The sequence below is a fragment of the Cupriavidus taiwanensis genome (assembly GCF_900249755.1).
In the GTDB taxonomy this organism is placed as follows: domain Bacteria; phylum Pseudomonadota; class Gammaproteobacteria; order Burkholderiales; family Burkholderiaceae; genus Cupriavidus; species Cupriavidus taiwanensis_D.
The window spans coordinates 2,451,102-2,475,994 of sequence record NZ_LT976853.1 but is presented as its reverse complement, the minus strand read 5'-3'; the positions used below and the strand labels follow the sequence as shown (position 1 = coordinate 2,475,994).

Annotated in this window: 20 protein-coding genes and 3 tRNA genes; 13 read left to right on the top strand and 10 right to left on the bottom strand. The window is 67.5% G+C overall.

Going from position 1 to position 24,893, the window contains the following annotated elements; translation table 11 throughout:
• Positions 1–14: 14 nt before the first annotated feature.
• Complete coding sequence (gene earP / locus CBM2594_RS11305; RefSeq protein ID WP_116356898.1) at positions 15–1,178, bottom strand: elongation factor P maturation arginine rhamnosyltransferase EarP; 1,164 nt, start codon at positions 1,176–1,178, stop codon at positions 15–17.
• Positions 1,179–1,284: 106 nt separating this feature from the next.
• Here earP and uvrC point away from each other — a divergent pair, with 106 nt between their 5' ends.
• From uvrC to CBM2594_RS11275, 6 genes are all read left to right on the top strand, one after another.
• Positions 1,285–3,300 (top strand): excinuclease ABC subunit UvrC, encoded by a 2,016-nt coding sequence (uvrC, locus tag CBM2594_RS11300; protein WP_116356897.1) that lies wholly within the window; start codon positions 1,285–1,287, stop codon positions 3,298–3,300.
• A gap of 117 nt (positions 3,301–3,417) precedes the next feature.
• Positions 3,418–4,017: a CDP-diacylglycerol--glycerol-3-phosphate 3-phosphatidyltransferase gene (pgsA, locus tag CBM2594_RS11295; RefSeq protein WP_116356896.1), complete on the top strand. Its 600-nt coding sequence runs from the start codon at positions 3,418–3,420 to the stop codon at positions 4,015–4,017.
• Positions 4,018–4,187: 170 nt separating this feature from the next.
• Positions 4,188–4,263: transfer RNA gene (locus CBM2594_RS11290), tRNA-Gly, on the top strand.
• Between the two features lie 61 nt (positions 4,264–4,324).
• Positions 4,325–4,400, top strand: a tRNA-Gly gene (locus tag CBM2594_RS11285).
• 123 nt (positions 4,401–4,523) lie between these two features.
• Positions 4,524–4,597 (top strand) — tRNA-Cys (locus CBM2594_RS11280).
• 349 nt (positions 4,598–4,946) lie between these two features.
• Positions 4,947–6,179 carry a cation:proton antiporter domain-containing protein gene (locus CBM2594_RS11275; protein WP_116356895.1) on the top strand — a complete coding sequence of 411 codons (1,233 nt, stop codon included), beginning with the start codon at positions 4,947–4,949 and terminating at the stop codon, positions 6,177–6,179.
• Positions 6,180–6,218: 39 nt separating this feature from the next.
• Here the strand turns inward: CBM2594_RS11275 and CBM2594_RS11270 are convergent, their stop codons facing one another.
• Positions 6,219–7,160 carry a LysR family transcriptional regulator gene (locus CBM2594_RS11270; RefSeq protein ID WP_116356894.1) on the bottom strand — a complete coding sequence of 314 codons (942 nt, stop codon included), beginning with the start codon at positions 7,158–7,160 and terminating at the stop codon, positions 6,219–6,221.
• Between the two features lie 99 nt (positions 7,161–7,259).
• Here CBM2594_RS11270 and CBM2594_RS11265 point away from each other — a divergent pair, with 99 nt between their 5' ends.
• From CBM2594_RS11265 to CBM2594_RS11255, 4 genes are all read left to right on the top strand, one after another.
• Positions 7,260–8,375 carry a YeiH family protein gene (locus CBM2594_RS11265; RefSeq protein WP_116356893.1) on the top strand — a complete coding sequence of 372 codons (1,116 nt, stop codon included), beginning with the start codon at positions 7,260–7,262 and terminating at the stop codon, positions 8,373–8,375.
• A gap of 714 nt (positions 8,376–9,089) precedes the next feature.
• Positions 9,090–9,452 (top strand): hypothetical protein, encoded by a 363-nt coding sequence (locus tag CBM2594_RS26820; RefSeq protein ID WP_116356892.1) that lies wholly within the window; start codon positions 9,090–9,092, stop codon positions 9,450–9,452.
• A gap of 258 nt (positions 9,453–9,710) precedes the next feature.
• Complete coding sequence (locus tag CBM2594_RS11260; RefSeq protein ID WP_116356891.1) at positions 9,711–9,968, top strand: hypothetical protein; 258 nt, start codon at positions 9,711–9,713, stop codon at positions 9,966–9,968.
• 163 nt (positions 9,969–10,131) lie between these two features.
• Positions 10,132–10,539 carry a heme-binding protein gene (locus CBM2594_RS11255; protein WP_116356890.1) on the top strand — a complete coding sequence of 136 codons (408 nt, stop codon included), beginning with the start codon at positions 10,132–10,134 and terminating at the stop codon, positions 10,537–10,539.
• A gap of 273 nt (positions 10,540–10,812) precedes the next feature.
• Here the strand turns inward: CBM2594_RS11255 and CBM2594_RS11250 are convergent, their stop codons facing one another.
• From CBM2594_RS11250 to CBM2594_RS11235, 4 genes are all read right to left on the bottom strand, one after another.
• Positions 10,813–11,142 carry a hemin uptake protein HemP gene (locus CBM2594_RS11250; RefSeq protein ID WP_116357771.1) on the bottom strand — a complete coding sequence of 110 codons (330 nt, stop codon included), beginning with the start codon at positions 11,140–11,142 and terminating at the stop codon, positions 10,813–10,815.
• Positions 11,143–11,394: 252 nt separating this feature from the next.
• On the bottom strand, positions 11,395–11,808 hold the full coding sequence (locus CBM2594_RS11245; protein ID WP_116356889.1) for an ExbD/TolR family protein: 414 nt from the start codon (positions 11,806–11,808) through the stop codon (positions 11,395–11,397).
• Between the two features lie 21 nt (positions 11,809–11,829).
• On the bottom strand, positions 11,830–12,558 hold the full coding sequence (locus CBM2594_RS11240; RefSeq protein WP_116356888.1) for a MotA/TolQ/ExbB proton channel family protein: 729 nt from the start codon (positions 12,556–12,558) through the stop codon (positions 11,830–11,832).
• Between the two features lie 63 nt (positions 12,559–12,621).
• Complete coding sequence (locus CBM2594_RS11235) at positions 12,622–13,278, bottom strand: energy transducer TonB (protein WP_116356887.1); 657 nt, start codon at positions 13,276–13,278, stop codon at positions 12,622–12,624.
• Positions 13,279–13,774: 496 nt separating this feature from the next.
• Here CBM2594_RS11235 and CBM2594_RS11230 point away from each other — a divergent pair, with 496 nt between their 5' ends.
• The gene (locus CBM2594_RS11230) at positions 13,775–16,087 is read left to right on the top strand and encodes an AAA family ATPase (protein ID WP_116357770.1); all 2,313 of its coding nucleotides are present in this window, start codon (positions 13,775–13,777) and stop codon (positions 16,085–16,087) included.
• A 13-nt stretch (positions 16,088–16,100) separates the two neighbouring features.
• On the opposite strand, the gene murI is transcribed toward CBM2594_RS11230, so the two are convergent.
• The 4 genes from murI to CBM2594_RS11210 form a co-directional block, all read right to left on the bottom strand.
• Positions 16,101–16,910, bottom strand: coding sequence for a glutamate racemase (murI, locus tag CBM2594_RS11225; protein WP_116356886.1), 810 nt, complete (start codon positions 16,908–16,910; stop codon positions 16,101–16,103).
• Between the two features lie 169 nt (positions 16,911–17,079).
• A complete protein-coding gene (locus CBM2594_RS11220; RefSeq protein WP_116356885.1) occupies positions 17,080–18,603 on the bottom strand; it encodes a fumarate hydratase in 1,524 nt (507 codons plus the stop codon).
• Positions 18,604–18,802: 199 nt separating this feature from the next.
• Complete coding sequence (locus CBM2594_RS11215; RefSeq protein ID WP_116356884.1) at positions 18,803–19,351, bottom strand: TIGR00645 family protein; 549 nt, start codon at positions 19,349–19,351, stop codon at positions 18,803–18,805.
• Between the two features lie 100 nt (positions 19,352–19,451).
• A complete protein-coding gene (locus CBM2594_RS11210; RefSeq protein WP_116356883.1) occupies positions 19,452–20,411 on the bottom strand; it encodes a DMT family transporter in 960 nt (319 codons plus the stop codon).
• A 317-nt stretch (positions 20,412–20,728) separates the two neighbouring features.
• On the opposite strand from CBM2594_RS11210, the gene acs reads away from it, so the two are divergent.
• Both acs and CBM2594_RS11200 read left to right on the top strand, forming a co-directional pair.
• Positions 20,729–22,711 (top strand): acetate--CoA ligase, encoded by a 1,983-nt coding sequence (acs, locus tag CBM2594_RS11205; RefSeq protein WP_116356882.1) that lies wholly within the window; start codon positions 20,729–20,731, stop codon positions 22,709–22,711.
• A 109-nt stretch (positions 22,712–22,820) separates the two neighbouring features.
• The gene (locus tag CBM2594_RS11200; protein WP_116356881.1) at positions 22,821–24,872 is read left to right on the top strand and encodes a sodium:solute symporter family protein; all 2,052 of its coding nucleotides are present in this window, start codon (positions 22,821–22,823) and stop codon (positions 24,870–24,872) included.
• Positions 24,873–24,893 lie beyond the last annotated feature (21 nt).

Sequence of the window (24,893 nt, the reverse complement as noted above, 5' to 3'; positions counted from 1 at the left end):
TTTGGATCAACCGGTTATTTTACCTGATTTTCGCAAAACGCCACCAGGTTGGCGGCAAGGTCGCCGGGATGCTGCAAACGCCGCTCCCAGCGCGGCGCGATCGCCGCAAGTGCCGGCAGCTGCGCCCGTAGGCGCGGCCAGTCGGGCGCATTGCCGTAGCCGTTCCAGGCGTGCCAGAAATCCGCCAGCGCGGCCGCCGCTTCCGGCGCCACGCCGCTGTTCGCGAACAGGGCCAGCCAGGCGTCGAGCTTGACCCGGTGGGCCTCGTCGTCCTGCGGATAGATGTGCCAGACCAGCGGCCGCGCCGCCCACTGCGCGCGCACGAACGAGTCCTCGCCGCGCACGAAATTCAGGTCGCAGGCCCACAGCAGTTCGTCATAGTGCTCCTGGCGCACGAACGGGATGGCCTGCACGCACAAGCTGCCGCGCGCCACCGGGCGGCCAGGCGCCAGCGGGGCGCCGAGCCACTCCGCCACCTGGCTCGCCGCCAGGCCCGCGGGCACCAGGCAATGGACGGCCTCGGCGCCGTCGCGCCATTGCTCCAGCAGCCCCGGCAGGGCGGGGTTGCGGTAGGCGAACAGGCTCACGCGCAGCGCGTCGGTCAGCGGCGTCACGCCCAGACGGTGCCACAGTGACGCCTGCGCCGCCGCACCGTCCAGGAACGACTGGCGTTGCGCGCCCAGCATCGATTCACGCAGCAGGCCGCCGGTGCCGGGCTCGAAGCCGGGAAAGAAGAAGTGCTTGACCAGCGGCAGCCGCGGATGGGGCGACGGCATCGCGTGGTGTTCGCGCACCCAGGGCTCGGCGCTCAGGTACTCCAGGTTGATCCAGGCGGGTTTGGGCGCGCGCGCAGCCATGCGCTCGAGGAACGCCTGCGGCAGGTGGCAGGCGAAGGCCTCGATGACGGCATCGTGCGGGACGGCGCCGGCGGTGCCGTCGGCTTCGCCGGGCGCGGCGGCGGGATGCCAGGGCCGGATTTCCACGCCGGCAAGGTGCTGGGCCGCGGCGGCGGTGTCCAGCTCCGGCGCCAGCCGGGCAAAGCTGGCCAGGTCATCGACCCACAGCCGCACCGCGTGGCCATGTTCCTGCGCCAGCTGGCGCGCCAGCCGCCAGCACACGCCGATGTCGCCGAAGTTGTCGATCACGGTGCAGAAGATGTCCCAGGAACGGATAGGCATGAGAGGTGGTGGTGGGCGGGGTGCCCGGTTGAATTGCTCTAAACTTGCGATTTTAGAGGCCGCGCGGCGTTGACGCGCGCCGGCCCGCAGCGGTCACCGTCCCCACATGTCAGACCAGCAACCCGATTCCCCGAATCCCGCCGACCAGGTACCGGCCGATGCCCCCGCAGCCGACGCACCCGCCGAGCCCTTCGACGCCCGCCCGGTCATCTCGCGCCTGCCCGGCCTGCCGGGCGTCTACCGCTATTTCGACGCGAACGGCAACGTGCTGTACGTGGGCAAGGCGCGCGACCTGAAGAAGCGTGTGGCGAGCTACTTCAACAAGACCCAGCTGTCGCCGCGCATCGCGATGATGGTGTCGCGCATCGCGCGCATCGACACCACGGTGGTGCGAACCGAGGCCGAGGCGCTGCTGCTCGAGAACAACCTGATCAAGGCGCTCGCGCCGCGCTACAACATCCTGTTCCGCGACGACAAGTCGTACCCGTTCCTGAAGCTGACCGGGCACCGCTTCCCGCGCATGGCGTACTACCGCGGCGCCACCGACCGCAAGCACCAGTACTTCGGCCCGTTCCCTAGCGCCTATGCGGTGCGCGAGAGCATGCAGATCCTGCAGAAGGTGTTCCAGCTGCGCACCTGCGAGGACACCGTCTTCAACAACCGCACGCGGCCGTGCCTGCTGCACCAGATCCACCGATGCACCGGGCCTTGCGTCAACGCCATCAGCGAGGAAGACTACGCGCGCGATGTCGCCAACGCGGCGCGCTTCCTGCAAGGCCGCCAGAGCGAGGTGCTGGAAGGCCTGCAGGGCAAGATGGAGCAGCACGCCGAACGGCTGGAATTCGAGCAGGCGGCGGCGGTGCGCGACCAGATCGCGGCGCTGTCGACCGTGCTCAAGCGCCAGGCGGTGGAAGAGGTGGGCGGGCAGGCGCGCGACATCGACGTGCTGGCCGTGGCGGTCGAGGGTGGCCGCGCCTGCGTCAACCTCGCCATGGTGCGCGGCGGCCGCCATCTCGGCGACAAGGCCTATTTCCCGGCCCATGCCGACGAGGCCGCGATGATCGTCGAGGATGCCGACGAGCGTGTCGAGGAAAGCGCTGACGGTGCTGCCAGCGCGGAGGCCGCGTTGCCGCTGACGGTGGACCGCATCGCCACGCGCGTGCTGTCGGCGTTCATGGTGCAGCATTACCTGGAGCAGCCGGCGCCGCCGATCGTCGTGGTCAGCCATGTGCCCGACGATGCCGCGGTGCTCGAGGCGCTGGCGCTGCACGCCGGGCGCAAGGTCACGCTGGTGCGCCAGCCGCAGGGCCAGCGCAAGATCTGGCTGGAAATGGCGCAGCAGGGCGCGGCGCTGGCGCTGTCGCGCCGCCTGGCCGAGCAGGGCAGCCAGGAAGCGCGCACGCGCGCGCTGGCGGAAACCATCGGGCTGGACCTGGAAGACCTGGCGCTGCTGCGCGTCGAGTGCTTCGACATCAGCCATACCGCCGGCGAGGCCACGCAGGCGTCGTGCGTGGTGTACCACCATCACGACATGCAGAACAGCGAATACCGCCGCTACAACATCCAGGACATCATCCCCGGCGACGACTACGCGGCGATGCGGCAGGTGCTGACGCGGCGCTACCAGAAGCTGGTCGAGCAGATCCAGGAAGACGGCGGCAGCGAAGCCGCGGCGCTGGTGCCGCAGATCGTGCTGATCGACGGCGGCAAGGGCCAGGTCGAGGTGGCGCGGCAGGTGTTCGAGGAACTGGGCCTGGATATCGGCCTGCTGGTCGGCGTGGCCAAGGGGGAGGGGCGCAAGGTGGGGCTGGAGACGCTGGTGTTCGCCGATGGCCGCCCTGCGCTGGAACTGGGCCAGGGCAGCGCGGCGCTGATGCTGGTGGCGCAGATCCGCGACGAGGCGCATCGCTTTGCCATCACCGGCATGCGCGCGCGCCGCGCCAAGACGCGCACCACTTCGCGGCTGGAAGAGATCGAGGGTATCGGCGCGCGCCGGCGCCAGAAGCTGCTGACGCGCTTCGGCGGGCTGCGCGGCGTGATGGCCGCCAGCATCGACGAACTGGCCAGCGTCGAGGGCATTTCCCGCGGGCTGGCCGAGGAAATCTACCGGCAGCTGCACTGACCGCGCCCGCCGCGCCAGGCGGCGGGCCGGCACGCGAATCGCCAATAATGCTCGATTGGCGCCGAAATCGGCGACAATCGCAGGATTGGTTACCGTCCCCCCCGCCGTCCGAGTTCCATGCCCTTCAATATCCCGATCCTGCTGACCTGGCTTCGCGTCGCCATGATTCCACTGGTGGTAGGGGTCTTCTACCTGCCCGACGCCTGGCTGCCGATGCATACCAAGAACCTCACCGCGGCGGCGTTCTTCATCATCGCCGCGGTGACCGACTGGCTGGATGGCTTCCTCGCGCGGCGCTGGAACCAGACCTCGTCGTTCGGCGCGTTCCTGGACCCCGTCGCCGACAAGCTGATGGTGACGGCGGCGCTGCTGTCGCTGCTGGCGCTGGACCGGGTCACCGACCTGATCGCGCTGGTGATCATCGGGCGCGAAATCACCATTTCCGCGCTGCGCGAATGGATGGCGCAGATCGGAGCGTCCAAGAGCGTCGCGGTGAATTTCCTCGGCAAGCTCAAGACCACCGTGCAAATGGTGGCGATTCCGCTGCTGCTGTTCAGCGACCGCCTGCTCGGCTTTGACGCCCACCTGCTCGGCACCTGGATGATCTACGTCGCGGCGGTGCTGACGCTGTGGTCGATGATTTACTACATGAAGCTGGCATGGCCGCAGATCCGCGAGCGCAGCGGCGCGGTGGCGCGCGCCGGCGCGCCGAAGTGAAAAGAAATTCGAAAAAGAGGTTGACGAGGAGGGCAGTTCTTTGCATAATCTCATTCTCGTTGCTGACGACGCAAGCGAAAGCAGCGAGATAAGGTGGGTTTAGCGCAAGATGTTGTGAGATACCAGCGTTTTGCAGCATAAAACACCTGATTGGATTTCGGCAGTGCCCTGCGGGAGTAGCTCAGTTGGTAGAGCGCAACCTTGCCAAGGTTGAGGTCGCGAGTTCGAGACTCGTCTCCCGCTCCAGGTCAAAACAGGTCCGGCAGCGTGATCATCGCGATGCGGGGCTGGCAGTACAAAGTTGTATGCGGGAGTAGCTCAGTTGGTAGAGCGCAACCTTGCCAAGGTTGAGGTCGCGAGTTCGAGACTCGTCTCCCGCTCCAATCCCCAAAGGGAAGCAAGGCTTCCCTTTTTGTTTGGGTTGGATCGCCGCACGGCGGTTGGCCGCATCCCTGCGCTGCGGCAGCTTCAGCTGAATGCGGATACAATCCAGCAGCACGTCACCTGGCGGGGTGGCAGAGTGGTTATGCAGCGGCCTGCAAAGCCGTGTACGCCGGTTCGATTCCGACCTCCGCCTCCAGTTGCAAGCAGAACGGCGCCTCATGGCGCCGTTTTTGTTTTCCCGGTCCCGGCTGCGCCGCCGCGACGTGGCGGGCATGTTACATTACTCCTGTCGTACGCTTTTCGGGGGGCTCCGCGGCCGGGTTCGCGGGGCAGCATGTCAATCGCCATCCCCGATCCGTGACGCGCCGCCGGCGTGTCCGGGGCCGCTGCGGCACTTCCCGTTCTTCCCCGTTCCGATGCTGCTGCCGATGGTTGCGGCGACTGTCCCGCGCTGACCGCTGGTGCGCGCCGGATGCGCTGTGCCACTTGCCAGGGCAAGGGAGCGGGTTAGCCGTTCAGCCCCTGACACGAGGAATCCCGCACGCATGCATCACGCCACCCCGCTTATCAGTACCATCGTCGGCGGTATCGTCCTGGCCTTTATCCTTGGCGCGGTCGCCAGCCGGCTGCGCCTGCCGCCGTTGATCGGCTACCTGTGCGCGGGCATCGTGGTGGGGCCGCATACGCCCGGCTACACCGCCGACCAGGCGCTGGCGCCGGAGCTGGCCGAGCTTGGCGTGATCCTGCTGATGTTCGGCGTGGGCCTGCATTTCTCGATCAAGGACCTGATGGCGGTCAGGCGCATCGCCATTCCTGGCGCGGTGGTGCAGATCGGCATTGCCACGCTGATGGGCATGCTGGTGGCCTGGGGCTTCGGCTGGTCGTGGGGGCAGGGACTGGTGTACGGGCTGGCGCTGTCGGTGGCCAGCACCGTGGTGCTGCTGAAGGCCCTGCAGGAGCGCGACCTGGTGGAATCGCCGCAGGGGCGCATCGCCGTCGGCTGGCTGATCGTGGAAGACCTGGCGATGGTGCTGGCGCTGGTGCTGCTGCCGGCGATGGCGGGGCTGCTGGCCGGCGCGGACCTGGCTTCCGGCGAGGCCGGCCCGGGCACCGGCGAGGTGGTGCTGGCGATCCTCGCCACGCTGGGCAAGGTGGCGGCGTTCGTCGCGGTGATGCTGGTGATCGGCCGCCGCTTTATTCCGTGGATGCTCGAGCGCATTGTCTGGACCGGCAACCGCGAGATGTTCCGCCTGGGCGTGCTGGCGACGGCGCTGGGCGTGGCCTACGGCGCCTACGCATTGTTTGGTGTCTCGTTCGCGCTGGGCGCGTTCTTTGCCGGCATGGTGCTGGCGGAATCCGAATTCAGCCATCGCGCAGCCGAGGAATCGCTGCCGCTGCGCGATGCCTTCGCCGTGCTGTTCTTCGTTTCCGTGGGCATGCTGTTCGACCCGATGGTGCTGGTCAATGACCCGTGGGGCGTGCTGGCGACGGTGTTTATCATCGTGGTCGGCAAGTCGCTGGCGGCGCTGGGCATCATGCGCGCCTTCGGGCATTCGGGGCAGACCGGCATGACCATTGCCGTCAGCCTGGCGCAGATCGGCGAGTTTTCGTTCATCCTCGCCAGCCTGGGGGTCTACCTGAAGGTCCTGCCCGAGCGCGGCCAGGCGCTGATCCTGGCCGGCGCGCTGCTGTCGATCATGCTCAATCCCGTGCTGTTCCACATGCTGGACCTGTACACGGCGCGCCGCAGCCGGAGCGCTGACCCGCAGCCCGCCTGAGCGGCCTGAGCGGATGCCCGGCGAGGTGCCGGGCGTGGTTCACGCGCCGATCCGCGGCGCCATGGTGCGCAGGTATTCGGTGAACGCCAGCAGCCCCTGGGTCGGAAACTTGTCCTGGTGCACCACCAGCTGCAGCGGCCGCACGATGCGCGGCATGCCCTCGCGGATCGCCACCAGCGTGCCGCGCTCCAGTTCGTCGCGCACCACGTGCAGCGACAGGCAGCTGACGCCAAAGCCGCTCATCACCGCGCGCTTGATGGCCTCGGCATTGCCCAGTTCCAGCGCGAAGCGCAACTCGCCCAGCAGCGGCACCAGCCGCTCCTCGATCACCTCGCGCGTGCCCGAGCCGGGCTCGCGCACGATCCACTCGGCATCGCGCAGCGCCACCAGGTCATGCGGTGCGCGGGCAAGCGGATGGGAGGGGCCGACGATCACGACCATCTCGTCGTCGCACCAGCGCACGCTGCGCAGGTCGCGCTCATGGCTGGCGCCCTCGACCAGGCCGATATCGGCTTCGAACTGCAGCAGCGATTGCAGCACCTCGCGGGTATTGCCGATGCGCAGGTCCAGCGTGCACGGGCCGCTGCGCGAGTGGCGGAAGCCCGCCAGCAGCGGCGGCAGCATATAGCTGCCGATGGTATTGCTGGCGGCGATGCGCAACTGGACCCCGGTCTGGCCGGCAAAGCGCTCCAGTTCCTGCGCCTGGTCCAGCAGCGACAGCGCCCGCGGGAAAAACTGCCGCCCGGTCTCGTTGATGCTGAGGCGGCGGGCGATGCGGTCGAACAGCGGGCTGTCCAGCGCACGCTCCAGCTCGGCCAGCGAGGCGCTGACCGCCGATTGCGACATCGCCAGCGCCTGGGCCGCCGCCATGGTGCTGCCATGCTGGGCCACCGCCACGAACACGGACAACTGGCGCAGCGTCAGGCGCAACGGGCGCTGCTCGGGCCGGGGCGACGGGGGAGGGCTGGGGTGAAGGTCCATATCGGAAATATCAATAACGCATAACGATATTACCCGTTTTACGGGTTAGGCGGGCGCCATTACGCTGGAGTCACTCAAGCACACCAACCCGAGCCCGCCATGTCTTCCGTGTCCAGCCCCCGCACTACACCGGCCACCGCGCCGGCCACCGCGCCTGCCGCGCCGGCCTTGCCGCCGCCCTGGTCGCAGCGACTGCTGACGCTGCTCCCGCTGGGCGGCATTGCATGGCTGGCGATCGCGCTGGCCGAGCATCCGGCGGTATCGCGCTACGGGCTCAGCGCGCTGACGCTGGCGATGTGCGCCGGCATGGTCGCTGCCAATACGCTGCCGCGCCATTGGCTGGCGCCGCTGGCCCCCGGCATGCAGGTGGCGCGGCATCACCTGCTGCGCCTGGGCGTGGCGCTGTACGGGCTGCGCCTGACCTTCGCCTCGATCGTCGCGCTGGGACTGCCCGGCATCGCGGTGCCGCTGACCATGCTGGTCGCGACGCTGCTGTTCGGCACCTGGGTCGGCACGTCCTTCTTCGGCCTGAGCCGCCGCGAGGCGATCCTGGTCAGCTCCGGCAGCGCCATCTGCGGCGCGGCCGCCGCCATTGCCGTGTCGTCGGTGGTGCGCACCGACGACAAGCAGACTGCCGTGGCCGTGGCGACGGTGGTGCTGTTCGGGACCGTCGGCATGCTGCTCTACCCCTACCTGTACGAACTCGCTACCGGCCACTGGCACTGGGCCGTCAGCGAGTGCATGTTCGGTATCTTCACCGGGGCGACGCTGCACGAGGTGGCGCAGGTGATTGCCGCCGGCAAGATGATCAGCGAGCCGACCGCCGACGCCGCGGTGGTGGCGAAGATGGTGCGCGTGCTGGCGCTGGGCCCGCTGCTGCTGGTAATGGCGCTGTGGCCCCAGGGCGGGTCGCAGCAAGCCAAGTCCGGCGCTGCGGCCGGCCGCATGAGCGGCATCATGAAGTCGGTGCCGTGGTTCGCGGTGGGCTTTGTCGCGGTGATGGCGGTCAACTCGGCCGGCGCCGTGCCGGCTGCCTGGAAGGCACCGCTGATCGCGCTCGACAACTGGCTGCTGGCCTGCGCCATGCTGGCGATCGGCCTGCACACCCGCATCGGCGACCTGGTGCGCGCCGGACGCAAGCCGCTGGCGCTGGCGGGGGTGCTGTTCGTGTTCCTGATGGGAGTGGGGGCGCTGATGTGCTACGCGATGGCGTGACGGCGCGATCCGGACCCAGGCGGAAAAGGGGGCGATGGCCCCCTTTCTGCATTTTTGCGGGATAGGCCGCGGCGGACGCTCAGCATCCTGCGACCGGCAGCAGGTCGCCACCATGTGGACGGTGGCAACGGAGTGTGGTGCCCGAGGCCGGAATCGAACCGGCACGCCTTGCGGCGAGGGATTTTCTTCCCACTTCGGCTTTCGCCGCCAGCGCGGGCGCTGTTCGTGGGCTGGAGCACGCCTTCACCATAGCCTTGCGGCCGTAGGTGCCCGCCGTCTGCTCTCTACACCTTCCCGGCCATTGCGGACGGGCTTGGCTCGGCGTTGGCTCGGATGCCTTCGCATCCAGGGCGTTCGCCGACTTTGACGGGCGTCACTTCGGGCGTTTCCCCCCGAAGGCTCAAATTGTTCAAGTCCCTTGTGTCTACCGATTTCACCACTCGGGCGCGAGCGCTCGCTGCATCGGGTGTCCGCGTGGACCCCGGCGACCGCAGCGCAGGCAAGCCCGATATTGTGGTGGCTCCGCATCGCGGATGCAAGCTGCGGCTGAGCCGGCAGAGCAGGGCGCGGCGATGCCGACTCCCTCTGGCCCGCCTCCATCGAAAAGTGACGACACTGTTACGGCTGGTAACAATGTCGTGTGGCCCGTTGCACCTGGAAATTTCCCAACCTCTAAAATACCAGTTACGAGACATCCCACTTTGAGAGGCGGATATGAAACGTTGGTGGCTTGCAGCATGCGGTATCGCCGCCGGGTTGGCGTCTGGCGCAGCCATGGCCCATGTGAGCGTTGGCGTATCCGTTGGCGTTCCGGGCGTGGTGATCGGTGCGCCGGCGTATTATCCGCCCGCGCCCGCCTACTATGGCCCGCCGCCCGTCGTGGTGGCGCCGGCGCCGGTCTATTATGGTCCCCCGCCGGTGGTGGTTCGCCCCCGCCCGGTCTACTACGGTCCTGGCTACTATGGTCCGCCGCGCTATTACGGCGGCCACCGCGGCTACTATGGCCCGCCGGGCTATCACCGTGGGCGCGGCCATGGACACGGCCATGGTCATGGTCACGGCAGGTGGCGCGACTAAGCGCGATCGTCGATCCAGCTGTTCCCTGAAAGGGCCCGTTGCGGGCCCTTTCGTTTTGGCGCTGCGACATAACGGCGCCCGGCTGGTTCCGGTCGGCGTGGCGCAATTTGATCGACGTCAAAATATTTGAACAGACTGCTCAAAGCATCACCTGCACCTGTATAAGGGTTTTCCCTAAACTAGTTGTGTGACATCGCAATGACGTCGGCCTTGGCTGGCGCGCGATGCCGTGACCAACCAAGAAGCAAGGGGAATCTCATGAAGATCAAACAAGCCATGATTGCCGCCGCCGCGCTGGCGGTCCTGGGCACTGCGTCCACCGCCTCGTTCGCTGCGGTGGGCAAGGTCGACCCGTATCTCGACGGCGCCAAGATCGGCGCAGTCGACCCGTACACCGATGGCGCGAAGATCGGCAAGCCGGACCCGTTCACCGACGGCGCGCGTGTCGGCAAGACTGACCCGTACACCGACGGCGCCCGCGTGGGCAAGCCCGATCCGTTCACCGATGGCGCCTGACCGCAGCGCTGCAGTCGTCGCATGACCAATGGCCCGCTCGCGGGCCATTTTGTCGTGGCGCGCATGGTGTGCGGGCTGCCGTGGCGGCCCGCTCGGCATGACGGTGGCGCAGGTGCGGCGCTATACTTCGGCCTCAATCCAAATCAATGACCAGGAGAGTGGCATGCAGCAAAAGACGGTTCTGACGGCAGACGACGTGAAGAAGATCATGGCCGCAGCGGAAACCGAGGCAAAGAACCATCACTGGGCCGTGTCCATCGTCGTGGTCGACGACGGCGGCCATATGCTGGCCATGCAGCGCCTGGACGGCGCCGCGCCGATCTCGGCCTATATCGCCGGCGAAAAGGCCCGTACCTCGGCGCTGGGCCGCCGTGAGTCGAAGGTCTACGAAGACATGATCAACAACGGCCGCTACTCGTTCATGACGGCGCCGGTGCTGCACGGCATGCTGGAGGGCGGCGTGCCCATCGTCTGCAACGAGCAGGTGGTGGGTGCCGTTGGCGTGTCGGGCGTGAAGTCGACTGAGGACGCGCAGGTCGCGCGCGCCGGCATCGCCGCGCTGGGCCTGTAAGGCGAAACGCGCCGGCGCCGCGCCGGCGCATGAAAAAGCCCCGCAGGCGTGGCCTGCGGGGCGGCATAAAAGAGGGCATGGCTTAGTACGGCCGGCCTGGCGTGGGGTCTGACTCCCGCCTGCGGCACGCATACCTGGCTACTGCCCAACACCTCGTTCCGAGGTGGTCCCCACAAAAGTCTTTGCTGCCACGTTCGTGGCGTCCGCGCATGGCGCGGGCTTCGAATCGCTTCCCCCGGGCTGCCTCCCTGCGGAAATCGCCGCGGGGCCGCGTCATTTCGTCAGGATCAGCTTGCCGTAGCGGGTCACGCGCAGCGTGTAGACCTCGCCGTTGTGCAGGATCGGCAGCGTGCTGGCACCACGCATGATGGCTTCCAGCGCCACCGGCTCGCCGGCGGGCGCCGAGCTCAGGCTGTCGCGCACCAGCGCTTCCAGGCGCGCGGGCAGGGCGGCCACGGCGGACTTGACCGAGGCGATTGCCGACGGGGCGGCCTTCGCGCTGGCGTCCCGGCGAGGCTGCGCGGCCACGTCGACACGCCGCAGCGACAAACTGCGGCGCGTGACTTCACGGGGTTGCGACAGCGGCAGGGAAAGTGTGCTCATCATCTGGCTCCGTTCTGCGGTGGGAGAGTAAGGGGAGTGCAACCAGGGGCGATCATGCCGCGACTGGCGCAGTCGATGGAAAGATATTAAATGAGAATTGTTATCATTACAAGAGCCTGCCGCTAAGATTCAGCCAACGGCTACGGCTGGTGCCAGGGCGCGTGCGGGCACCGGTGTGCGAGCCGGCGGCACCATGACAAAAGGGCACCCGAAGGTGCCCTTTATCGTGCGAGCGCGCCCGCGGGCGCCGGCTTACTGCTTGGGCTCGGTGATGAAGCCGATCTTGCCCAGGCCGCCATGCTGCGCGGCGGCCATGACCTCTGCCACGCGCTCGTAGCGCACCTCGCGGTCCGCGCGCAGGTGCAGTTCAGGCTGCGGCTGCTGCTGCGCGGCCAGCGCGATATTGCTTTCCAGCGTGGCCTGGTCCACTTCCACCTGGTTCCAGAAGACCTTGCCGCTTGCATCGATGGACACGTTGATGTTCTGCGGCTTCGGGTCGTTCGGCGTGTTGGTGGCGCGCGGCAGGTCGATCTTCACCGCGTGGTTGATCACGGGGATGGTGATGATGAAGATGATCAGCAGCACCAGCATGACGTCGACCAGCGGCGTCATGTTGATCTCGCTCATCACCTCGTCGTCGTCCCCTTCGATAGTGCCGAATGCCATGATGACTTCCTTGCTAGCGGTTTAGCGCTGTGCCGTGGCCAGGCGCACGGTGCCGTCCTCGGCGCGGGTGCCGGTGGGGCGCACGCGCGCGCCGGTGACGAAGTAGGCGTGCAGGTCGTGGGCGAAGCGGTTGAGCTTCGAGATCACCGACTTGTTGCCGCGGGTGAGGGCGTTATAGCCCAGCACGGCCGGGATTGCCACGGCCAGGCCGAAGGCGGTCATGATCAGCGCCTCGCCCACCGGGCCGGCAACCTTGTCGATGGTCGGCACGCCCGACGCGCCGATGCCGATCAGCGCGTGGTAGATGCCCCAGACGGTGCCGAACAGGCCGACGAACGGCGCGGTCGAGCCCACCGAGGCCAGCACCGCCAGGCCCGACTGCATGCGCGCCACCGATTCATCGATGGAGCTCTTCAGCGAGCGCGTCAGCCAGTCGGAGATATCCATCACGTCGTGCAGTTGCGGCTGGCTGGCGCGATGGTGCTGGGCGGCTTCCTTGCCGGCGATGGCCAGCGTTCGGAATGGGTTGGCATCGCCGGCGCCCAGCGTTTCCAGGGCGTGGTCGAAATCGTCCGAGTGCCAGAAGCGCTTTTCCGCGCCTTGCGCCATCTTCTTCAGGCGCACCAGATCCCACGCCTTGGTCAGGATCACGATCCATGAGGCGAGCGACATGATCAGCAGAATGATGGCGGTCGCACGCATGACGTAGTCGCCTTGCGACCAGAGGTGGGTGAGTCCGAGGTCCTGCATGTGTTGGTTTCCTGGTGAGTTCGCTTGGTTTAGGTCAGATCAGAGATCGGAAATCCGGGGCGGTCAGTTCAGCTCGAAGCCGATCGGCTGCTGCGCCGTGACGGCGACGGCGCGGCCGTTGTCCATATAGGGTTTGCAGCGCATCGCCTGCACCGCGTCCACCGCGGCCTGGTCCAGCCGCGACGAGCCGCTCGACGACACCACGGAGGTCTTCACGACTTTGCCGCTTTCATCGGTAGTCAGCCGCACCACGGCCTTGCCGGTCTCGCCCATGCGGCGCGACTGGGAAGGATACTTCGGTTGCGGCGGCGTGCACTGGATTTCGCCGATGCCGACGGCGCGCGGCGCGGCCGATACCGGTGCGGGCGCCGGCTCGGGCGGTGCCGGAGGCGCCGGCGGGGCGGGCAGTGCTTCAGGTGCAGAAGGCGTCGGCGGCAGGTCGGCGACCGGCTGCGGCGCCGGCTTCGGTTGCGGCGGCGTCGGCTTGGGCGTGGTCACCTTGACCTGCTTGGGCGGGGTTTCCTGCTTCGGCTTGGGCTTGGGCGGCTCCGGCGGAGCTTCCTGCTTGGGCGGCTCGAGCGGAATGATGCGCGCAATGATTTCCGGCGCGATCACGGCCTCGGTGAGCTTGCGGCCCAGGCCGCTCTGGATCAGGTAAAGCAGGCCGGCGTGGAACAGCAGCACGGCGAGCGTAATCTTTAAGAAGCGTTGGTCGAACATGTGTCAACAACAAAAGTCTGCCGGCGGCGACACCTCAGGCGGCCATGCGCCGTCACTTGCGGTAGAACAGGATCAGCGAGATGCCGCAACCAACCAGCAGGCTAAGCAGCAATTCCATGATAAACGCTCCTTCAACTGGGTTGACGTGGGAGCGCCACTCTGGGGCAGCGTGTCAGCGGGTGAGTATAAACGATAATGATTCTTATTTGTTGTGATTTGTGCGCCGCAACTGGAATTTTCCGCCTGCGCGCGTTATACCGGCAAGTCCCGGCAGCCAATCGGGAGGGTGGGGAGGAGCAGTACGGTTGATTCATGCGCGCCGGCACGCTTTCGCACCGCGCCGCGTTTCGGTGGCCCAGGCCACCATGGCGGGCGCCGGCGGCGCACCGGCGCGCCCGCGGCGCGGGAAAGCGCGCTAGCATAGGAAGACAACGCAGACGTGGCGGTGCGCCTGTCGCGGCCCGCCATTGCGCATCGCGCGCTCGGGGACCCGTCCATGGACTTCACACGTTTTGCTGAAGATGACCGATCGACGCTGCTGCGCTCCATGCCAGGGGCCTCGTCCAGCTCGGCGCTGGACTGGATGTGCGCGCAGTTCGCGTTGCGCGTGGTCTGCGCGCTGGGGCCGCGCTTCAACCTGCGCAGCAATATCAACGATGTGCTGACCGTCAGCGCGCAGGAGATGGTGTGGCCCTATGGCGTGGTGCTGCGCGTGCAGCGCTTCCTGGCCGCGCGCTGCGCCGACATGCCCGCCTGGAAGGGCGCGGCGCGCCTGACCCCGGAAGAATTCCTCGACCGCCACGGCCAGTGGAACAGCGCCTTCGACGAAAGCGCGCTGTTCTATTACCTCGACGAGTACGTCAAGCACCACGCCAAGGACATGTTCGCCGTGTTCGACGCCTCGGCCGCGGCGATCGCCCAGCGGCTGGAAGGCGAGCGCGTGCTGCTGGTGCGCAATATCGACATGCTCAGCCACGTGCTGGACCTGCCCGACCACGAGCGCAAGCTGCTGCTGTATGCGGCGCTGGCCAAGTACAAGCGCGACCTGCGCGCGGTGATGGTCGACTGCAAGGTGGCGCACAGCCAGGAGGCGTTCCAGATCCTGGCCGGCCTGACCGGCGCCGGCGCGGCCGACGTGGCGGCGTCGCTGCGGCCCGGCTCGCGGCTGGAAACGCTGAACCTGATCGAGCAGCCGCTGCCGGAAAACAGCGTGACCGACCTGGGCGACCTGATGCGGCTGTCGGACCGGCTGCTGCACGTGCTGCTCGGCAACTACGCCAACGAGGCCGAGATGATGGCGGTGTTCACGCGCCCGGCCGCGCCGCCCACGCTGACCACCGCCGACTATCCGCATGTGGACACCGACGCGCGCTACCTGCGCGCGCTGCTGGCCAATGCCACGCGCCAGCACGCCAGCGGCGTGAACGTGCTGATCTACGGTCCGCCCGGCACCGGCAAGACCGAGTTCGCGCGGCTGCTGGCGCGCGAGGCCGGCTGCGAGCTGTATGAGGTCGACTGCCTGGACCGCGACGGCAACAGCCTGTCGGGCAAGGACCGCTACCGCTCGCTGCAGGTGTCGCAGGCGTTCCTGCGCGGGCGCGCCCATACCGCGCTGCTGTTCGACGAGGTCGAAGACGTGTTCCCGGGCAGCGCGCGCGAGCTGATGAGCCTGTTCGGCCAGGAGGACACGCGCGCGTCGGTCAACGGCAAGGCCTGGGTCAACCAGACGCTCGAGCAGAACCCGGTGCCGGTGATCTGGATCTCCAATTCGATCCGGCAGATCGACCCGGCCTACCTGCGCCGCTTCCAGTTCCACCTGGAGCTGAAGATCCCGCCGCCGCTGGTGCGCGAGAACATCATCCGCAAGCACCTGGGCGGGCTGGATGTCAGCGATGCGTTTATCGCCGGGCTGGCGGCGCGCAAGACGCTGACGCCGGCGCAGGTGCAATCGGCGGCGCGCTTTGTCGAACTGGCGCAGCCGAACGGGGAAGACGCGGTGGAAGAGCCGGTGGAGGCGCTGATCCTGCGCCAGCTCGAGCATGCCGACCGCGCCATGGGGCTGCGCCCCGAGGCCGAGGCGCGCCCGGTGGTCACGCACTACCGGCTCGAGAACCTGCACCTCGAGACCCGCTACGACGTGGTCAAGATCGTCGACGCGCTGCGCGTGCGCCAGCGCGGCACGCTGTGTTTCTATGGTCCGCCCGGCACCGGCAAGACCGCGCTGGCCGAGCATATCGCGGCCGAGCTGGACCTGCCGCTGATGATCCGGCGCGCCTCGGACCTGATGAGCAAGTACGTGGGCGAGACCGAGCAGCAGATCGCCGCGATGTTCGCGCGTGCGGAAGAGGACGGCGCGGTGCTGCTGCTGGACGAGGCCGACAGCTTCATGCAGAGCCGCCAGCAGGCGGTGCGCAACTATGAGATCTCCGAGGTCAACGAGATGCTGCAGGGCATGGAGCGCTTCAACGGCATCTTCATCTGCACCACCAACCTGTTCGACCGCATCGACGAAGCCGCGCTGCGCCGCTTCTCGTTCAAGATCCGCTTCCTGGCGCTCAGGCCCGCGCAACGCGTGGCGATGTTCGTCGACGAGGCGCTAGACGGCGACGCCGCCGGCCTGACCGACGCCATGCGCGCGGACCTGGGGGCGATGGATTGCCTGACGCCGGGCGACTTCGCCACGGTCAAGCGCCAGTGCGTGCTGCTGGGCGAGGCGCTGACGCCCGATGAATTCCTGGCGCAACTACGCCAGGAGCATGCGATCAAGCCCGAGGTGCGCGAGCACAGGCCGCTGGGCTTCCTGCGCTAGCCGGAGACGCCGGTCAGAACGCCGGCGCCGGCTCGATCACCACGGTTTCCGCGTCGGCTTGCACCTGCAGCAGCGTCGCCGCCATCGCGCGCAAGTGGGCGGCGTCCTTGGTGGAAAGAAAGCGGTCACGCGGGATCGTATCGGGCGGCGCGGCCATCGCATGCTCGGCCAGCTTGCGTGCCAGCTGGCGCGCAATGGCGCTGCCGGTGTCGACCAGTGCCAGCTGGTCGCCAACCATCGCGCGGATCGTGCCGGCGAGAAAAGGGTAATGGGTGCAGCCCAGCACCAGCGTGTCGGCGCCTGCCTCCAGCATGGGCGTCAGGTAGGCATCCAGGCGCTGGCGCACGGCCGGGCCGTCGGTCTCGCCTTGCTCGATCAGCGACACCAGCCCCAGGCCCGCCTCGCACAGGAAGCGGCTTTCGCCTTCCAGCGATGTCAGCAGCCGCGCGAACTTGGCGCTCTTGAGGGTGTTGGCGGTCGCCAGCACGCCCACGACCTTGCTGCGGCTGGCCGCGGCGGCGGGCTTCAGGCCGGGCTCGACGCCGATGATCGGCACCGTCAGCCGCTCGCGTAGTGTCTGCACCGCATGCATGGTGGCGGTATTGCAGGCGATCACCAGCGCCTTGCAACCCTGGCCGAGCAGCCATTCGCAGGCCTGCAGCGTGCGCGCCTCGACAAAGGCCTCGGGCTTCTCGCCATAGGGCGCGTATTTTGAATCCGCCAGGTACAGCAGCGATTCATGCGGCAGCAGCGCGCGGATCTCGCGCAGCACGGACAGGCCGCCGAGGCCGGAATCGAAGACGCCGATGGGTGCGGGGTTCACGGAACGGGGAAGAGGAGGGTTTTCTCCCCTCTCCCGCGTGCGGGAGAGGGGCCGGGGGTGAGGGCGGGAGCCTCGACGAAGTCAAGGCCTGCGCCTCTGCCAGCGCCGGCCCTATCCCCCAACCCCTCTCCCGCAAGCGGGAGAGGGGAGCAGGGTAGCCCTTTGCGAATTACAGCGCCGCGACCGGGATCTTGCCGATCCTGGCCTGCCATTCCGCGGGACCGGTCTTGTGCACCGAGGTGCCTTCGCTGTCCACGGCGACCGTCACCGGCATGTCCTTGACCTCGAACTCGTAGATGGCTTCCATGCCCAGGTCTTCGAAGCCGACCACCTTGGCCGCCTTGATCGCCTTGGCGACGAGGTAGGCGGCGCCGCCCACGGCCATCAGGTAGGCCGACTTGTGCTTCTTGATCGCCTCGATTGCCACCGGGCCGCGCTCGGCCTTGCCGATCATCGAGATCAGGCCGGTCTCGGCCAGCATCATCTCGGTAAACTTGTCCATGCGCGTCGCGGTGGTGGGGCCGGCCGGGCCGACCGCCTCGTCGCGCACAGGATCGACCGGGCCGACGTAGTAGATCACGCGGTTCTTGAAGTCCACCGGCAGCTTCTCGCCCTTGGCCAGCATGTCGGCGATGCGCTTGTGCGCGGCGTCGCGGCCGGTCAGCATCTTGCCGTTGAGCAGCAGGGTCTGGCCGGGCTTCCACGAAGCGACTTCTTCCGGGGTCAGCGTGTCCAGGTCGACGCGCTTCGAGGTCTCGGTGTTCGGCGCCCACTCGACCTTCGGCCATTGCGACAGGTCCGGCGCTTCCAGCCGGGCCGGGCCGCTGCCGTCCAGCGTGAAGTGCACGTGGCGGGTGGCGGCGCAGTTGGGGATCATCGCCACCGGCTTGGACGCGGCATGCGTCGGGCAGGCCATGATCTTGACGTCGAGCACGGTGGCCAGGCCGCCCAGGCCCTGCGCACCGATGCCCAGCGCGTTGACCTTCTCGTACAGCTCGACGCGCAGTTCCTCGATCCAGTCCTTCGGGCCGCGCGCGATGATGTCCTGGATGTCGATGGACTCCATCAGCGATTCCTTGGCCATCACCATCGCCTTCTCGGCGGTGCCGCCGATGCCGATGCCCAGCATGCCGGGCGGGCACCAGCCGGCGCCCATGGTCGGCACGGTCTTCAGCACCCAGTCGACGATCGAGTCCGACGGGTTCAGCATCACGAACTTGGACTTGTTCTCCGAGCCGCCGCCCTTGGCCGCGACCTGGATGTCGACGGTGTTGCCCGGCACCACTTCATAGTGGATCACGGCCGGGGTGTTGTCCCTGGTGTTCTTGCGGCCGCCTTCGGGCGGGCTGACGATCGAGGCGCGCAGCACGTTGTCCGGATGCGTGTAGCCGCGGCGCACACCCTCGTTGATCATGTCGGTCAGGCCCATGGTAGCCCCATCCCAGCGCACGTCCATGCCCACCTTGACGAAGACCGTGACGATGCCGGTGTCCTGGCAGATCGGGCGCTTGCCCTCGGCGCACATGCGGCTGTTGGTCAGGATCTGCGCGATCGCGTCCTTGGCCGCCGGGCTCTGCTCCAGCTCATAGGCGCGGCCCAGGCTGGTGATGTAGTCCATCGGGTGGTAGTAGCTGATGTACTGCAGGGAGTCGGCGACGCTCTGGATGAGGTCTTCTTGCTTGATGACGGTCATTTTGTGGGGTGGGCAGCGGTGAAACACAGCCCGAAATCATACACTGAGCGGCGGCGCTCTGCCCGGCTGCATACAGCCGTCCACAGCCGTTAATGTGCGGCAAACGCCGCTGCCGGCGGCCGCGCCGGCGCAAAAGCAAAAACCGCGGCACATGGCCGCGGTCCGTAGCAAAGCGAGCGGGTGGATCCGCAAGCCGCTGTCAATGCCTGGCGTGCGCGCCGGCGGGATGGGTCACCATGCGGTCCACCCACGCCATGGCCACGGCCGACAGCAGAAACGCCAGGTGGATCGCCACCTGCCACATGATGGTATGGGTGGTGCGCTGCTCGGCGTCGATAAAGGTCTTGAGCAGGTGGATCGACGAAATCCCGATCAGCGCCATCGACAGCTTGACCTTCAGCACGCCGGCGTTGACATGGTCGAGCCATTCGGGCTCGTCGGGGTGGTTGTCGATGCCAAGCCGCGAGACAAAGGTCTCGTAGCCGCCGACGATCACCATGATCAGCAGGTTGGAGATCATCACCACGTCGATCAGGCCCAGCACAACCAGCATGATCTTGTTCTCGTCGAACTCGGTCACATGCGCGAGCAGATGCCAGACTTCGATCAGGAAATGGTAGACGTAGACGCCCTGGGCGACGATCAGGCCCAGGTACAGCGGCAGTTGCAGCCAGCGCGACGCGAAGATGATGCTCGGGATCGGCCGCAGCGTCTGGGGCTGCGGCTTGGGAATAGGGTTGGAAGCCATGGCGGGGCGGGGTCGGCGAGTTGAAATTCGGCGTGGATTGTACCAAGCGCGCATGGCAACGCTGTGTTACCAGCGGTAACCGCTGACCGCGCCGCGGCGCTCAGGCCTGCGCGCCCGGGTCGGCGCCCGCCGCCTTGGCGCGCCACGCGCCGCGCGCGATCCGGCCCGGCCAGCTGGCGATCACGATGCCGGCCAGCACGCACGCCAGCGCCACGCCATGCGGCCAGCCCGGCTGCTCGCCCAGGAAGACGATGCCGTAGGTGGCCGCGGCCACCGGCAGCACCGAGGTGAACACGCCGGCCAGTTGCGCCGGCACATGGCGGATGCCCTTCATCCACAGCCAGAACGAGAACACGCTGGCCGACAACGCGTACCACAGCACCATCAGCCAGGTCTGCGCCGGCACCGTGGCGGCATCGAAGCTCAAAAGCGGGACCAGCCCCAGCGGCAGCATCAGCAGTCCGCCGATCAGGTGCGTGTAGGCGCAGATCTCGATCGCGGCCAGCGTCTGCGTCAGCCGGCGCGACAGGATCACGTAGATCGACTCGCACACCACCGCGCCCATGATCATCAGGTTGCCCAGCCATGCCTGGCTGCCCGCGCCGGCGCCGTGCGAGTCGCCGCGGGCGATATTGAGCACGGCGATGCCGGCCACCGCCAGCAGCACCGACACCACCGTGCGCCGCGACAGCCGTTCGCGCAGCAGCAGCCACGACAGCAGCGCCACGGTCGCGGGGATGGTGCTGGTGATCACGCCGGCGGCCATGGCGCTGGTCAGCCGCACGCCGTTGAGCATCAGCAGCGTAAACAGGAAGGTGCCGAAGAACGCCTGCAGGAACAGGTTCAGCCATTCCCCGCGCGAGACCTGGCGCATGCGCGCGGGCCGGTACCACGGCGCCAGGCAGACGATGGCGATGACAAAGCGCAGCAGCGCGAACAGCAGCACCGGCACATGCGCGATGATCGACTTGCCGAGCCCGACATTGCTGCCGACCAGCGCCATCGAAGCGATCAGGAACAGCACGTAGACGGGAGCGAAGACAGCAGCGTTGGCGGGCACGGGTCGGTTGCCTTGAGTCTTCCGGTCAGCAGGCGGGGGCTTGGACTGGCCGTGCCGCGTGGTTGGCGCGACGCGGCGCGGCAAGGGCCAGCGTCGCATTCAGGTATCAGGCTCGCGGCATTATAGCTGTGCTAGCCTAATGGAGAAGGCTCCACTTTCGCGGCGCGCCCCTGATTCTTCCCGCTGCATTGCAACAGGTTGCAGTGCCTCGCCCTGCCGGCTGCGGGGATTTGATCCGGAACTTATCGTCAGGTTTAAGTAAGCCGTCGGGCGTAACGTGGCAGCCAAAGCCAGTCCAAAATCAGGAGACCATTCCCATGTCCGCCATCGAATCGGTGATGCACGAGCATCGCGTGTTCAACCCGCCCGAGGCCTTTGCCAGCCAGGCAACCATCCCCGGCATGGACGCCTACCGCGCCCTGTGCGACGAGGCCGAGCGCGACTACGAGGGCTTCTGGGCCCGCCACGCGCGCGAGCTGCTGCACTGGAACAAGCCCTTCACCAAGGTGCTGGACGAGAGCAACGCGCCGTTCTACAAGTGGTTCGAAGACGGCCAGCTCAATGCGTCGTACAACTGCCTGGACCGCAACCTGGAGAACGGCAACGCCGACAAGGTCGCGATCGTGTTCGAGGCCGACGACGGCACCGTGACGCGCATCACCTACCGCGAGCTGCACGCCAGGGTGTGCCGCCTGGCCAACGGCCTGAAGACGCTCGGCATCAAGAAGGGCGACCGGGTCGTGATCTACATGCCGATGTCGGTCGAGGGCGTGGCCGCGATGCAGGCGTGCGCGCGCCTGGGCGCGACGCACTCGGTAGTGTTCGGCGGCTTCTCGGCCAAGTCGCTGCAGGAGCGGCTGGTCGACGTCGGCGCGGTGGCGCTGATCACCGCGGACGAACAGATGCGCGGCGGCAAGGCGCTGCCGCTGAAGGCCATCGCCGATGACGCGCTGGCGCTGGGCGGCTGCGAGGCCGTGAAGAACGTGGTGGTGTACCGCCGCACCGGCGGCAACGTTGCGTGGACCGAGGGCCGCGATCGCTGGCTCGACGACGTCTGCGCCAACCAGCCCGACACCTGCGAGGCCGAGCCGGTCGGCGCCGAGCACCCGCTGTTCGTGCTCTACACCTCCGGCTCCACCGGCAAGCCCAAGGGCGTTCAGCACAGCACCGGCGGCTACCTGCTGTGGGCGCTGATGACGATGAAGTGGACCTTCGACATCAAGCCCGACGACCTGTTCTGGTGTACCGCCGATATCGGCTGGGTCACCGGCCACACCTATATCGCCTACGGCCCGCTCGCCGCCGGCGCGACGCAAGTGGTGTTCGAAGGCGTGCCCACCTACCCGAACGCCGGCCGCTTCTGGGACATGATCGCGCGCCACAAGGTCAGCATCTTCTACACCGCGCCGACCGCGATCCGCTCGCTGATCAAGGCCGCCGAGGCCGACGAGAAGATCCACCCGAAGCAGTACGACCTGTCCAGCCTGCGCCTGCTCGGCACCGTGGGCGAGCCGATCAATCCGGAAGCGTGGATGTGGTACTACAAGAACGTCGGCAACGAGCGCTGCCCGATCGTCGACACCTTCTGGCAGACCGAGACCGGCGGCCACATGATCACGCCGCTGCCGGGCGCGACGCCGCTGGTGCCGGGCTCGTGCACGTTGCCACTGCCCGGCATCATGGCCGCCATCGTCGACGAGACCGGCCACGATGTGCCCAACGGCAGCGGCGGCATCCTGGTGGTGAAGCGCCCGTGGCCGGCGATGATCCGCACCATCTGGGGCGATCCGGAGCGCTTCAAGAAGAGCTACTTCCCTGAAGAGCTGGGCGGCAAGCTCTACCTGGCCGGCGACGGTTCGATCCGCGACAAGGACACCGGCTACTTCACCATCATGGGCCGCATCGACGACGTGCTCAACGTGTCGGGCCACCGCATGGGCACGATGGAGATCGAGTCGGCGCTGGTCGCCAACCCGCTGGTGGCCGAAGCCGCGGTGGTGGGCCGCCCGGACGACATGACCGGCGAAGCGATCTGCGCCTTCGTCGTGCTCAAGCGCTCGCGCCCGAGCGGCGAGGAAGCGGCCAAGCTCGCGACCGAGCTGCGCAACTGGGTCGGCAAGGAGATCGGCCCGATCGCCAAGCCCAAGGACATCCGCTTCGGCGACAACCTGCCCAAGACGCGCTCGGGCAAGATCATGCGCCGCCTGCTGCGGTCGCTGGCCAAGGGCGAGGAGATTACGCAGGACACCTCGACGCTGGAGAACCCGGCCATCCTCGATCAGCTCAAGCAGGCGCAGTAATCCCCCGGTAATCCCGCAAGCCCGGGCCGCAACCTGAACCCGCCGCCGCGCCCCTGCGCGCCGGCGGGTTTGTTACGATAGCTTCCCACCGATCACGGACTGCCCCCTCATGCCAGAAGCCCAGTCGCGCTTTCGCCGACGGTTGCTGCTCTACTACGGCCTGTTCACGCTGGGGCTGTTCGGCTTCGTGGGCATGATGGGATTGCTGGAACGCTCCAATGCCGATGCGCTGTGGCTCGGCTATGTGTTCCTGTTCATCACCATCGCGATCTATGCCTGCATCGGGCTGATCTGCCGCACCTCGGACCTCAACGAATACTACGTCGCGTCGCGGCGCGTGCCGGCGATGTTCAACGGCATGGCGATCGCCGCCGACTGGATGAGCGCGGCATCGTTCATCGGCCTGGCCGGCATCCTGTTTTCGTCCGGCTATGAAGGGCTGGCCTACGTGATGGGGTGGACCGGCGGCTATTGCCTGGTGGCCTTCCTGCTGGCGCCATACCTGCGCAAGTACGGCGGCTACACCATTCCCGACTTCCTCGCCGCGCGCTACGGCAACGGCAAGCCCGGCGGCAACCTGCCGGTGCGCGCGATCGCGGTGCTGGCCGCCTCGCTTTGCTCGTTCGTCTACCTGGTGGCGCAGATCCAGGGCGTTGGGCTGGTGGTCACGCGCTTTATCGGCGTCGAGTTTGCCGTCGGCATCTTCTTCGGGCTGGCGGGCATCCTGGTCTGCTCGTTCCTGGGTGGCATGCGCGCGGTCACGTGGACACAGGTGGCGCAGTACATCATGATGATCGTGGCGTTCCTGGTCACGGTGTCGATGATCGCGTGGAAGCATCACCAGGAACCGCTGCCGCAGCTGAGCTACGGCACGCTGCTGACGCAGCTCGATGCCAGGGAACAGCAGCTGGAACGCGATCCCGCCGAGCAGGCGGTGCGCGAATACTACCGGCAGCAGGCCATCCTGCTGCAGGAACGCATCGCCCGCCTGCCGGATGCGTTCGCGCAGGAGCGCGACGCGCTGGATGCGCGCCTGCAGGACCTGCGCGCGCGCAATGCGCCGCTGCGCGAGATCAAGGCGCTCGAGCGCGAGCGGCTGGAATTCCCGCGCGACGTCGCCGCCGCGCAGCAGCAGTGGCACCAGCAGCGCGAAGAGGCGCTGGCGCGCAGCCGCCATTCGATGTCGTCCACCGAACCCTATCCCGCGGCATCCGAGCAGGAGCGCAAGACCAAGCGGCTCAATTTCGTGCTGCTGGTGTTCTGCCTGATGGTGGGCACCGCCAGCCTGCCGCACATCCTGACGCGGCTCTACACCACGCCTTCGGTGCGCGAAACGCGCAATTCCGTGGCCTGGGCCGTGTTCTGCATCGCCTTGCTGTATGTGTCGGCGCCCACGCTCGCGGCGCTGGTGAAATACGAGTTCTTCGAGCACCTGGTCGGCACCTCGTACGCCGACCTGCCGCAGTGGGTGGTGCAATGGCGCAAGGTCGATCCACCAGTGTTCGGCATCCGCGACGTCAACGGCGACGGCATCGTGCAATGGGCCGAAATCCTCTTGCAGCCTGACATGATCGTGCTTGCCGCCCCGGAAATCGCCGGCCTGCCGTATGTCATCTCCGGCTTGATCGCCGCCGGGGCGCTGGCGGCTGCGCTGTCCACCGCGGACGGCCTGCTGCTGACCATCGCCAACGCGCTCTCGCACGACGTCTTCTATCACATGGTCGACCGCCAGGCGAGCCACCAGCGGCGCGTCACCACCGCCAAGATCGTGCTGCTGGCGGTGGCGCTGTTCGCCTCGTACGTCACCTCGCTGCGCCCCGGCAATATCCTGTTCCTGGTCGGCGCCGCCTTCTCGCTGGCGGCCTCCAGCTTCTTCCCGGTGCTGATCCTCGGCATCTTCTGGCGCCGCACCACCGCCGCCGGCGCCGTCGCCGGCATGGTCGCCGGGCTGGGCGTGGCGGTGTACTACATCTTCGTCAACTATCCCTTCTTCACCCGCATGACCGGCATCTTCGGCAACCGCTGGTTCGGCGTCGACCCCATCGCCTCCGGCGCCTTCGGCGTGCCGGCCGGCTTCGCGGTGGCGATCGTGGTCAGCCTGCTGACGCCGCGCAACGCGCCGGTGATCGACCGGCTGGTGACCTACCTGCGCAAGGGGTAGCGCAGGGTGGCGACGTGGCAC